Source organism: Pseudomonas sp. WS 5532, from assembly GCF_012985445.1.
Classification (GTDB): Bacteria; Pseudomonadota; Gammaproteobacteria; order Pseudomonadales; family Pseudomonadaceae; genus Aquipseudomonas; species Aquipseudomonas edaphica.
The window spans coordinates 77,655-89,745 of record NZ_JAAQWK010000023.1; the positions used below are offsets into that span (position 1 = coordinate 77,655).

The following is a 12,091-nucleotide window of genomic DNA, read 5'->3' on the forward strand; positions in this document are numbered from 1 at the left end:
GCGATAGCGGTCCATCAGCCAACCGATAAGCTGACTGCCCTACCGCCATCGCGGGCAAGCCCGGCTCCCACACTGACCACAGGCACTGCGGACGACCGCAGTGCTCCCTCACTTTGCGGGACGGCCCGCAGGGTTTTGCCATGTTCGAAAAACTCTTGATCGCCAACCGTGGCGCCATCGCCTGCCGCATCCTGCGCACCTTGCGCGAGCTGCAGGTCAAAGGCATCGCCGTCTACGCCGAAGCCGACGCAGCCAGCCTGCATATCCAGCAAGCCGACGAGGCCTACAGCCTCGGCGAAGGCGCGGCGGCGGCCACCTACCTGGCAGTGGAAAAAATCCTCGCCACCGCCAAGGCCTGTGGTGCCAAGGCGATTCATCCTGGCTACGGTTTTCTCTCAGAGAACGCCGCCTTTGCCCAAGCCTGCGAAAATGCGGGGATAGCCTTCGTCGGTCCGACACCCGAACAGCTGCGCGTATTCGGCCTCAAGCACACCGCGCGGGCCTTGGCCAAACACCATCAAATTCCATTATTGGAAGGCACCGAGCTGCTCGACAGCCTCGATACAGCGTTGCTGGCGGCCGAAACCGTGAGCTATCCAGTCATGCTCAAAAGCACCGCAGGCGGCGGTGGCATCGGCATGCGTGTGTGCCGCAATGCGACAGAGCTGAGTGAGTCCTTTGAAGCGGTCAAACGCCTGGGGCAAAACAACTTCAGCGATGCCGGTGTGTTTATCGAGAAATACATCGAGCACGCCCGCCACCTGGAAGTGCAGGTGTTCGGCGACGGTTTGGGCGACGTCATCGCCCTTGGCGTGCGCGACTGTTCCGTGCAACGGCGCAACCAGAAAGTCCTCGAAGAAACACCCGCGCCGAACCTGCCCGACGGCATGGCCGAAGCCTTGTGCACGGCGGCCATCACCCTGGCCAGGGCGGTCAATTACCGCAGCGCCGGCACCGTGGAGTTCATCTTTGACAGCGCTGACGGCCGCTTCTACTTCCTCGAAGTGAACACGCGCCTGCAGGTAGAACACGGCGTCACCGAACAAGTCTGGGGCGTCGACCTGGTTCGCTGGATGGTGCAATTGGCGGCGGGTGAACTACCTGCGTTGAGAGAATTGAAGCTGCACCCTCAGGGCCACGCGATTCAGGCGCGGCTGTATGCGGAAGATCCAGGCAAGGATTTCCAGCCGAGCCCAGGCCTGTTAACCCGTGTGGATTTCCCGACGGGTGAAGGTTTGCGGATCGACACCTGGGTGCAAGCCGGTTGCGAAATCCCGCCCTACTTCGACCCAATGATCGCCAAGCTCATCACGTGGGCGCCGACCCGCGAACAGGCGCGTCTGAGTCTGCATCAGGCATTGAGCGACAGCCAGCTCTACGGCGTGGAAACCAACCGCGACTACCTGCGCCAAATCCTGCTGGCCACGCCGTTTGCCAGCGGCCGCCCGTGGACGCGTTGCCTGGAAGGCCTGGTCTACAGCGCCAGCACCTTCGAAGTGCTCAGCGCCGGCACCCAAACCAGTGTGCAGGACTACCCCGGCCGCCTCGGCTACTGGGCCGTCGGTGTGCCGCCCTCCGGGCCGATGGACAGCCGCGCACTGCGCCTGGGCAATCGCCTGCTGGGCAATGACGACGGCGCGGCGGCGCTGGAAATCACCATGAATGGGCCGCTGTTGCGCTTTAATTGCACGGCGGTCGTCGCTGTTACCGGCGCAGCCATCACGCTGTTGCTGAATGACCAACCAGTGCCGATGAACACCGCGTTGCGGATTGAAGCAGGCGCGGTGTTGAGCCTTGGCAGCATCATAGGTGTCGGTGCGCGCAGCTATCTGTGCCTGCGCGGCGGGTTGCAAGTGCCAGATTACCTGGGCAGCAAAAGCACCTTCACCCTCGGCCAGTTCGGCGGGCACGCCGGGCGCGCTTTACGGGCTGGCGATGTGTTGCATTTGCTGCCACTGACAGACGCCGACGCCGGCCAGCAATTGATCGCTGAACCCCTGCCTGCGGTGCGCACGCTGCGGGTGATTTATGGCCCGCACGGCGCGCCGGAATACTTCAAGCCTGAATACATCGACACCTTCTTCGCCACCCAATGGGAAGTGCACTTCAACTCCAGCCGCACCGGCATGCGACTGATCGGGCCAAAACCTTTATGGGCGCGCACGGACGGTGGCGAAGCGGGGCTGCATCCGTCGAATATCCATGACAACCCCTATGCCATCGGCGCGGTGGATTTCACCGGGGACATGCCGGTGATCCTGGGGCCGGATGGGCCAAGCCTGGGTGGGTTTGTGTGCCCGGTGACAGTGATCGAGGCGGACCTTTGGCAGTTGGGGCAACTCAAGGCGGGTGACAAGCTTCGGTTCGAACCGGTGAACCTCAAAACCGCCCGCGACCTCGCCCTGAAATGGGATCAATGTGGGAGCTGGCTTGCCTGCGATCCAGACAACTCGGTACCTCAGGCAGACCACATTGATGCCATCGCGGGCAAGCCCGGCTCCCACATCGACCGTGGCCCACTTACGATCGGATCGCCTGTGGTGCTGGAGTTGGGTGAAAGCGACACCCGCCTCGTCGCCCGCCTCGCCGGCGACACTCACCTGCTGCTGGAAATCGGCGCCCCCGAGCTGGACCTGGTGCTGCGCTTTCGTGCTCATGCACTCATGCAAGCCCTGGAAACTCTCGCCCTGCCAGGTGTCATCGACCTGACCCCAGGCATCCGTTCCCTGCAAATCCACTACCAGCCCGAACAACTGCCGCTGGCCGGTTTACTGGCGTTGATCACCACGCAATGGGCCGCTGTGTGCGCCACCCCCAACCTGCAAGTGCCCTCGCGCATCGTGCACTTGCCGCTGTCGTGGGACGACCCGGCGTGCCAGCTGGCGATCGAAAAATACATGACCACCGTGCGCAAGGACGCGCCGTGGTGCCCGAGCAACCTGGAGTTCATCCGTCGCATCAACGACCTCGCCAACCTCGATGAAGTGCGCCACACCGTGTTCGATGCCAGCTACCTGGTAATGGGCCTGGGTGACGTTTACCTCGGTGCCCCGGTGGCCACACCGCTGGACCCGCGTCACCGTCTGGTGACCACCAAATACAACCCGGCGCGCACCTGGACCGCCGAGAATTCGGTGGGCATTGGCGGCGCTTATTTGTGCGTGTACGGCATGGAAGGCCCAGGCGGTTATCAGTTTGTGGGCCGCACCTTGCAGATGTGGAACCGCTACCGGGAGGTCTCGGCGTTTGATGGCAAGCCGTGGTTATTGCGGTTCTTTGACCAGATCCGTTTTTACCCGGTGACGGCTGATGAGCTGGTGCAGATCCGGCGCGACTTTCCGCTGGGGCGCTTTGAATTGAGCATCGAGCACAGCCAGTTGAACCTCGCGGAGTATCAGGATTTCCTCGCGCGCGAAGCCGCAAGCATTGGCGCGTTTCGTGAGCATCAGCAGCACGCCTTCAATGCCGAGCGTGAACGCTGGATTGCCAGTGGCCAGGCGCATTTCGACAGTGAAGAACTCGCGGCACCACAAGGTGCAGACACGCCGTTGCAGGCCAACCAAATCAGTGTCGACAGCCCGATCGCCGGCAACCTCTGGCAAGTCCAGGTGGCTAACGGCGAGCGCGTGTCGGCTGGCGATGTGCTGGTGATTCTGGAGTCAATGAAAATGGAAATCCCGGTAGTGGCGCCGTTCGCCGGCACCGTGCGCGAGATCCCCGTGCAACCCGGCAGCGGCATCGGCGCCGGGCAACGGGTGGTGGTGCTCGAACGTGACTGACTCTTCTATTTCTACAGGCGGACAAGCCATGAACATGCAACTGGACAACCTGCGCAATGCCTACCTGAGTGGCGACACCACGCCCCGTGAAGTGCTGCTGCACCTGCGCGAGAAAGCCGCGCACTTGAACCCCGATTATCACCTGTTTATCCACTTGCTTACCGAAGCGGAGTTGGAGCCGTACCTGGCCGCATTGGACGCGCGCGAACCGGCTGAGTTGCCGTTATTCGGCGTACCGTTTGCGATCAAAGACAACATCGACTTGGCTGGCATTCCCACCACCGCCGCGTGCCCGGCGTTCGCCTATGTGCCGCAGCGCAACGCGAGCATTGTCGAGCAGTTGATCGCCTTGGGCGCGGTGCCAGTGGGCAAGACCAACCTCGACCAGTTCGCCACCGGGCTCAATGGCAGCCGCTCGCCGTATGGCGCGTGCCCCAACAGCGTGTTGCCGGAGTATCCGTCGGGCGGCTCCAGCGCCGGGTCGTCACTGGCCGTCGCGTTGGGTGTCGCGAGTTTTGCCCTGGGCACCGACACGGCCGGTTCCGGGCGGGTGCCGGCGGCGCTGAATAACCTGGTGGGGCTCAAGGCGAGCAAAGGCTTGATCTCCACAGCCGGCGTGGTGCCGGCGTGCCGCACGCTGGATTGCGTCACCACCTTTACCCGCACCGCGCGCGAGGCCAGCCAGTTACTGGCGCTGACTGCCAAACTCGATCCCTTGGATGCGTACAGCCGAGCGAACCCGGCGTGGAATGATGCATCGGCGTTTGGCGCACCCCGAGCGTTTCGTTTTGGCGTGCCGCGCGAGCAGGACCTGGAGTACTTCGGCTGCAAGCAAGGCCCGCAGTTGTTTGCGCAGGCCATCGACCGCTTGATTGCACTGGGTGGCGAGCCGGTGACGCTGGACCTGTCGCCCTTCCTGGAAGCCGCGCGCCTGCTCTACGAAGGGCCGTGGGTGGCTGAACGCTACAGCGTGGCCGGTGAACTGATGGAGCAGAACCCCGAGGCCGTGCTGCCGGTAATTCGTGCGGTGCTGGCCAAGGCGCCTGCGGTAAACGGCGTGCAGACCTTCCGTGCGCAGTACCGCCTGCAAGCCTTGAAAGCGCAGTGCGATGGCTTGCTTGAAGGCCTCGACTGCGTACTGACGCCGACCATCGGCCGCCCGGTGACGCTGGAAGAACTGCGCGCCGAACCGGTGCTGCGCAACGCCGAGCTGGGCTACTACACCAACTTCATGAACCTGCTGGATTACGCCGCCGTCGCCGTGCCCAGCGGCTTTATGCACAACGGTTTGCCTTGGGGTGTGACGCTGTTTGGCCGAGCTTTCACCGACCAATACCTGTTGGGCGTGGCAGATGCGTTGCAGCGCCAGCACGATACGTCGCTGCCTGTGCCTGTCGGCAGCGCAGGTCATGACTTCACCCGGCTGGTGGTGTGCGGCGCGCATCTGCAGGGGCTGGCGCTTAACGGCCAATTAGTGCGGCGTGGCGCGCGCCTGCTGGAGCGCACCCACAGCTCGGCCGACTATCAGTTGTTCGCGCTGGCCGGTGGGCCACCCTATCGCCCCGGCATGCTGCGGGTGAGCGAAGGCGGCGTGGCTATTGAGGTGGAAGTGTGGGAACTGCCGAGCCGCGAATTGGGCTCCTTCCTCACCGGTATCCCCGCACCGTTGGGCCTGGGCAAGGTGCAACTGGCCGACGGGCGTTGGGAAACCGGCTTCATCTGCGAGCCCTATGGCTTGACCGGCGCCGTGGACATCAGCCACTTCGGCGGCTGGCGCGGCTACCTGCGCAGCTTGCAATAGCGGGGCGGCGCTGTATCGTGCAGGGAACTGCGCGATACAGCCCGAACCGACATGACCACACCCACCCTTTGCCCTGCCTGCGGTGCCCGCAACGACTGCGCCCTGGCCGACCCACGCACCGCCGACCAAGCCTGTTGGTGCTACAGCGTCACCATCGACCCGGCGGTACTCGAAGCGCTGCCCGATGAACTGCGCAATAAGGCCTGCCTGTGCCCACGCTGTGCGCAGGTAGATGCGCAATTGCGTGGGGCTGAACAGCCGTAATGCGCGTTGATCGTTTCCTCAGCAACCTGCCGCGTTTCAATCGCCAACAAGTGCGTGTGCTGCTGGTTGAGCGACGGGTGACAGTTGATGGCGTGGCCGTCAGCGACCCACACCATGAAGTGCGAGCATTCAGCCGCGTCTGTGTCGATGATGAGGTACTGCAAGCCGGCAAACCGGCGCGTTATTTCATGCTGCACAAACCCCAAGGCTGCGTGAGCGCTACCGCCGACCCGGTGCATCCCACCGTGCTTGATTGGCTGAGTGAACCGGACACGCATGAGCTGCACATCGCCGGCCGTCTGGACTTCAACACCACCGGGCTGATGCTGATCACCAATGATGGCCAATGGTCGCGGCGCCTGACCCAACCCCAGACCAAACTGCCCAAGGTTTACCTCGTGCATACCGAGCAGGACATTGGTCCTGAGTATGCAGCGACCTTTGCCGCGGGCCTGTATTTCGCCTTTGAAGATCTCACCACTCAACCCGCTGAGCTTGAGCTACTCGGCCCAAGGACCGCACGCCTGAGCATCATCGAAGGCCGTTATCACCAGGTGAAGCGCATGTTCGGGCACTTTGATAACAAGGTGATCTGCCTGCACCGTGAGCGTATGGGGCCTTTGGTGCTGGATGCCACCCTTGCGCCGGGCGAATATCGGGAACTGACCGACGAAGAAATCCGACAGGTCTGACGACCGTTCAGCCGGTGATGGCAAAAAACCAGCTTGGCGCCTTGCGAGCTGGCGCCTGTGCTGCTTGAATCAAGACGTCAGCCAAATTATGACTGGCGAGTCGCCCCATAACCTCCAAGAAACACCTTGCCCCGCCCGCGCTTGATCTATGGGCGTTCCAGGCAAACAGCCCGCCATAACAACACCCGTCGGCCAGCCGTTATCGGACCGACATGGGCCTCATCTTCCAGGCGTATGCCTACCTGTCATAAAGCTCGTGCAGAGTGATCTGCGCGCCCTACCCGCTTGCCAGGAGTCTTACGACATGAGGCCAGAAATCGCTGTGTTGGATATACAGGGTCAGTATCGGGTTTACACGGAGTTCTATCGCGCGGACGTTGCTGCAAAGACCATCATCCTGGTCAACGGCTCCATGGCCACCACGGCATCCTTCGCTCAAACCGTGAAAAGCCTGTACCCGCAATTCAATGTGGTTTTGTACGACCAGCCCTACGCTGGCCGCTCCAAAATCCATAACCGTCATGAGCACATGCTGACCAAGGAAGTCGAAGGCCAGATCCTGCTGGAACTCATCGAGCACTTCGGCGCCGAACACGTGCTGTCGTTCTCCTGGGGCGGCGCCGCTGCCCTGGTCGCCCTGGCCCACCGGCCGCGCCGGGTGGAAAAGGCCGTGATCAGCTCGTTCTCGCCGGTGATCAACACCCCCATGCGCGACTACCTCGAACGCGGTGTCGACTACCTCGGCAACCTCGATCGCCACAACGTCGGCCACCTGGTCAACAGCACCATCGGCAAACACCTGCCGTCACTGTTCAAGCGCTTCAACTACAAGCATGTGAGCGGCCTGGCCGAGCATGAATACGGGCAGATGCACTTCCACATCAGCCATGTGCTCAACAGTGACCGGCTGTGCTACCTAAAAGCCGCCAGGCAGATCGACATTCCGGTGCTGTTTTTGAATGGCGAATGGGATGAGTACACCAGCGCCGAGGATGCCAAGCTGTTTGGCCAGCACGTGGCCAACAGCAGCTTCAGCACCATCCAGGCGACCGGGCATTTTCTGGACATGGAGCACAAGGCGGCCTGCAGGGACAGCCGGGATGCGGTGGTGGGCTTTTTGAAACCAGAACGCCAGGTGAGTCGGTTGCGTTATCACCAGGGCCAGACGCAGCATGCGTTTGCTGTCTGAAGCCGAGGCTTATGTGGGAGCCGGGCTTGCCCGCGATGCAGGCGCCGCGGTGTGCCAGTCACACTCAGGTGATGCAATCGCAGGCAAGCCAGCTCCCACACAAGCTTGATGAACCCAACTCACACATTTTTCGAAGAAAAACTTCAAATCCCGGCGAACATCTGGTACAAAGTCAGCCGCTCTGAGCGGGTATAGTTTAATGGTAGAACAGTAGCTTCCCAAGCTTCCGACGAGGGTTCTTATTGGACACCCCTCTTTGGTGCATGGTAAAAACGCGTAATGCGGGTATAGTTTAGTGGTAAAATGAAAGCTTCCCAAGCTTTAGTTGAGGGTTCGATTCCCTCTACCCGCTCCACCTCAAAGCCAGTAAATCCGGGCATTCCAGACGATCCCACCAAGCCCTGAAGAGCTATCAAAGCATCTCCGTCTAGCCTTCAAATCCTACCCGAGAGTCACCAAGAGTTACCAAAATCTGGTGCACCGTCGACGCTGTCCACAAGGATGACTTTATCGCTAGCTACCTGGCCAGCTCCCCTTCAATACATCCTCAAAGACTCGCTCCGACGCCATGTCTTAGAGCCATCCCTCGCTACCCTCAGGCCAACCCAAATCGAACCAAGCCAAGCCGAGCCGAGCCAAAAACTAAATTCAGAAAGGGAGTTAGCGGACACCCCTCCTGATCCAGAAAACCCTCTCCCCCCCGCAAGCACGCAGTAGCCAATTAGAAGCTCAGTCGCCCGACACCGGCCTCTCCCTCTTCGTGCGATCACGCTCACGTTGGCGGTAGCGTTTCACAAAGCTAGCATCAACTAAGTCCTCAACTCGCAACCCGATCCCACAGTTGACCAATGAGGCCATGGAACTATCCGACAGTGAAAACTCATCGGGGATAAGTCCGTTATTCTCCACTCTATTTTTATCAAGCGTCGCCTCAAAGGCTTTCAGAAAGTCAGCCAATCCAGGGCGACGAGCTTCAGTAGCCGCAATTGCCGTAGAGTCGCGTGCGACTGTGACCGCATTAGCCGCGTCAAAACCGATTTGCGCCACCACCGCACTAATGGCCGGCCAGTATTTCAGGTCATACTGATAGGCCAGGCCTTCTAATTTCCCCTTCAAATAAGAGCTAAAAAGCCCATTCTCCTCAGAAGCCCCTTCCACCACGTCGACAATGTGGTAGTAGGTATCACAAGTAAAACTCGATCTCTCTTTAACTTCCGTCCGGCGCGAAAGCAACTCAGATAGCATTTCTGAAACCTTTGCAATGCGCACATTCAGTTCAGTCAGCTCCTCCTTATCCTCCCGTGCCTTTTTTATTTTCTGAGGACTCCAGGAGGTGACTGCCGTGGTGTACATCTCAAAGAAATACTTTAAAGCCTCCGAATCAGCAGACAATCCATCACGAAGCTCGACGTAAGCATCGGCAAGCTCATGGCTACGCCCCAGCAGGCTTTCGATGAGACGATTGGTACTGCCCAAGATCCTGTGCTCAGCGTTGTATTGATAGTCTCCACGCAGTACGTCTTCACACAGTTCGACAGCAGCACGAGTGTTAGCATCCATTTTCAAAACCCCAATTAAAGAATAAACCGATGATAATTCCTCAACCGGAAGACGTCGGTACCTATCTGAAAAAAACTCTGCCTTCTTCGGGTACCCATCCAACTACACCCCCTTTGAGCTGGCCGGCCAACACGATCCCATAACCACAGACAATCACGACCCGGAATCATCGACAAGCCGGCTCAAAAAAAAGACATGATCAGAGCAAAGGCCAATCCCGATATTTCAAAAAACCAAACAACTTTCCTTATCCCCATCAGCGCGACCTAATAAACCAACCTCACGCAAATGTTCAAATATTCCAACAGCAACTAAACCTACTCACCACCCGCACAACCAAAGCAGCTTTACTTTACACCCCAGTCAAGTTAATTAGATAAAACATGGGTGGCGTATTGCAGCTCTTTCAGTAACACTAAACCTATTCTGCTACAGGTAACCAATATGAATGCAGCCAGCCACCTACGGTTGCTTCGACACTGAGATGCCGCAACAACAAGACTGAGCCCGAGAGGCTGAGGGCTCTCTCTAACCCCGAATCCGAATGCAAACCAAACCAAACAAGACCAGGCGAGACCAAAGACCGCAGTTGGATCAGAAGCCCCCTTCCATCCGCATTGCCTGCATGCTTGTCGACAGCGGACGCATATAGTCCTGCAATGACCGTTTGTCCTCCGGTAGCGCCTGGCCATCCGTGTCGTACTTCACCTGCCGGATCCCGTGGCAGATAAGGCTGTCAGGGACATACTCGATGCAAGGCCCTAGCCACGACTCGTGCGAACGGCGATCTGTCACAGTTCGAGTACCTGGCCGAGCTGAAACGCCGTGGCGTGCTCCAGAATGACTTCTCCCAGGAGGACGCTGACAGGCTGGCAACTGAGTACGTCGCCGCTTGATTTGATGTCAAAGCCCCCATGCTCTCGGTATGCTGATCAATTTCCGGGAGCACATGCATGACGCTGATTGTGGCTGGTCACACGCTGGAACAATTGGACTTTGAAGGTATCAAGAGCGTTCATGGCCGAGGAACGTTCTTTGCCTCTGACAGTAGCATCACTCAGAAAGGCGAGGTGCTAGTCAATGGTTACAAGAAAGTCTACGAGATTCCCATTCGCGTGAACGGTGTAAACCTGCTTGGCAATTGGTTCAACGGCTATCACGGGTTCATCTATGAAGACGGCTGTGCTATCGCGTTTGCAGGAAGCACTCTTGTTTCCCAGCACATCATGAACTCGATCCGTAACCACCTGGGAGAGTTGAAACCGACCTATCGTGACGACAAATACCAGCTGGCCATGCCATGCGAGAGGCATAAATTCATCGGTCAGCACTGCGACGGCGATATGTTCAAGCGCAGCGACTATGGGCCCAATTATTTGCTGAGCGCCGCGTTCATTGCTGGCGTAGTTCAGCACTCGATTCAAGCTGTACTTGACCGCGCTAGCGAGCACAAGGGAATGAAAAAGAACTTCACCGCTTATCAAGCCGAATTCGTCCTGAGCGTGCGCTGCCCGCTTACGAGCAAGTACCACATCTATCAATACGACATCGTGCCAGGGCCTGACGATGGAGACGGGAGCAATGCTGACTCCATACCAGCTGTTGCTCAGATGGCGGAGATACCTGAGGGCAAGGTCGCAGTCATCGGCATGCGTGAATTCTTTGAGAAAGAGGCCAACGACGCATTCGCCGCCGCGATGGACGCAGGCCAGCGAACTGATGCTGCCATGCTCGAATTCGTAACAAACGCGATCCTTGATCAGAACGCTATCGGCGCTTTCGGCATCGGCCTTCCAGCCTTCCTTTACGAGCACCAAGGAATGCGGCTGGAACAGACAGAACGCAACGACGGATCCAGAGTTTCAGCGGTAAGCTCAGCAGTTGATTGACACGCCAAGCTCATTTGATGTCAAAGCGCCTCCCTGCGGCTAAGCTAGCGGGCATTCACGGAGGTAAGTGTATGTGGATTTGGCGGGAAACGCGGGAGAAATGGTTGCTTGGCGCGGCACTGATGGTGTTGGCGCTCATCGTCCTGATTAACCTTAAGCTGGACTTGTGGCCTTTCCTGGAGGGCGGTCGGGTTCCTGCCTTTTTGCGTGCTGATGCCACAGCAAGCGTTTCCAGCGACCTGCTTGTAGGGCTTTTCTCAGCGTATATTTTCTACGTAATCGTTGAGCTTGTGCCCAAGAATCGCAGAGAGACGCTGACACTCCATCCGCTTAATCTCATCGCCGCTTCAGTCATCCATGCTTACGAGAGATCCAGTGTTTTCGGTCATGAGACGCCCATCACTTCCGTCGACAGTGCGGTGCTGGACGTAGAGAACCTGAAGCTATTGAAAAGCGGGATGCTTGAGCAGAAGAACATCATTAGTCTCAAATCTGCGATGGAAACTGCTCACTCCAGGCTTCCGGACTTTCATCACGCACTGAGCATGGCCGCTTCAATCTCTCCTGGACACGCCTTGGACTGGCTGGTGTTAACGGACAAGATCCGCCTGCTGGCCGAGGAACTCAATACCTGGCCGATCAGCCCTTTCGTGAATAGTCCTGGCGGCATAGCGAGTTTGCAGGAGCGTCTCGACCCAGCTTGGCTTGAGGCTCAGGCAGCTCATCAATTTGAAATCGTTAAGATGACCGGCGGACTGAAGCTACGCGTGATGGAAGCAATTGAAGCGACCATTTTCTGGATGGAAAGACAGGCCTAGAGCCCCAAACGCCCAGGGATGTCCCTATCGACGACGCCTTGACGCTTCTTGCGCTATCGAACATGGGGTTAGTGCCTGAATGGCTTACAAGGTTTACAG

8 protein-coding genes and 1 tRNA gene are annotated in these 12,091 nt (G+C 58.8%); 8 read left to right on the forward strand and 1 reads right to left on the reverse strand.

The window, feature by feature from the left end:
• The first annotated feature begins 140 nt into the window (after window positions 1-140).
• The 6 genes from uca (at window position 141) to HBO23_RS28370 (ending at window position 8,080) form a co-directional block, all read left to right on the forward strand.
• On the forward strand, window positions 141-3,779 hold the full coding sequence (uca, locus tag HBO23_RS28345) for an urea carboxylase (RefSeq protein ID WP_170040582.1): 3,639 nt from the start codon (window positions 141-143) through the stop codon (window positions 3,777-3,779).
• Window positions 3,780-3,807: 28 nt separating this feature from the next.
• Entirely contained in the window at window positions 3,808-5,580 is a 1,773-nt protein-coding gene (gene atzF, locus HBO23_RS28350) for an allophanate hydrolase (RefSeq protein ID WP_170040583.1), read from the forward strand.
• 51 nt (window positions 5,581-5,631) lie between these two features.
• The gene (locus HBO23_RS28355) at window positions 5,632-5,844 is read left to right on the forward strand and encodes a cysteine-rich CWC family protein (RefSeq protein WP_138451929.1); all 213 of its coding nucleotides are present in this window, start codon (window positions 5,632-5,634) and stop codon (window positions 5,842-5,844) included.
• Window positions 5,844-6,536 (forward strand): pseudouridine synthase, encoded by a 693-nt coding sequence (locus HBO23_RS28360; RefSeq protein ID WP_170040584.1) that lies wholly within the window; start codon window positions 5,844-5,846, stop codon window positions 6,534-6,536. Before HBO23_RS28355 ends, HBO23_RS28360 begins: the two co-directional genes overlap by 1 nt.
• A 304-nt stretch (window positions 6,537-6,840) precedes the next feature.
• A complete protein-coding gene (locus HBO23_RS28365; protein ID WP_170040585.1) occupies window positions 6,841-7,725 on the forward strand; it encodes an alpha/beta hydrolase in 885 nt (294 codons plus the stop codon).
• A 281-nt stretch (window positions 7,726-8,006) separates the two neighbouring features.
• Window positions 8,007-8,080: transfer RNA gene (locus HBO23_RS28370), tRNA-Gly, on the forward strand.
• 374 nt (window positions 8,081-8,454) lie between these two features.
• Here the strand turns inward: HBO23_RS28370 and HBO23_RS28375 are convergent.
• Window positions 8,455-9,285, reverse strand: coding sequence for a hypothetical protein (locus HBO23_RS28375; protein WP_169867464.1), 831 nt, complete (start codon window positions 9,283-9,285; stop codon window positions 8,455-8,457).
• Window positions 9,286-10,238: 953 nt separating this feature from the next.
• Here HBO23_RS28375 and HBO23_RS28380 point away from each other — a divergent pair.
• The gene (locus HBO23_RS28380; protein ID WP_169867463.1) at window positions 10,239-11,174 is read left to right on the forward strand and encodes a hypothetical protein; all 936 of its coding nucleotides are present in this window, start codon (window positions 10,239-10,241) and stop codon (window positions 11,172-11,174) included.
• Window positions 11,175-11,245: 71 nt separating this feature from the next.
• Window positions 11,246-11,992, forward strand: coding sequence for a hypothetical protein (locus HBO23_RS28385; RefSeq protein ID WP_169867462.1), 747 nt, complete (start codon window positions 11,246-11,248; stop codon window positions 11,990-11,992).
• Window positions 11,993-12,091 lie beyond the last annotated feature (99 nt).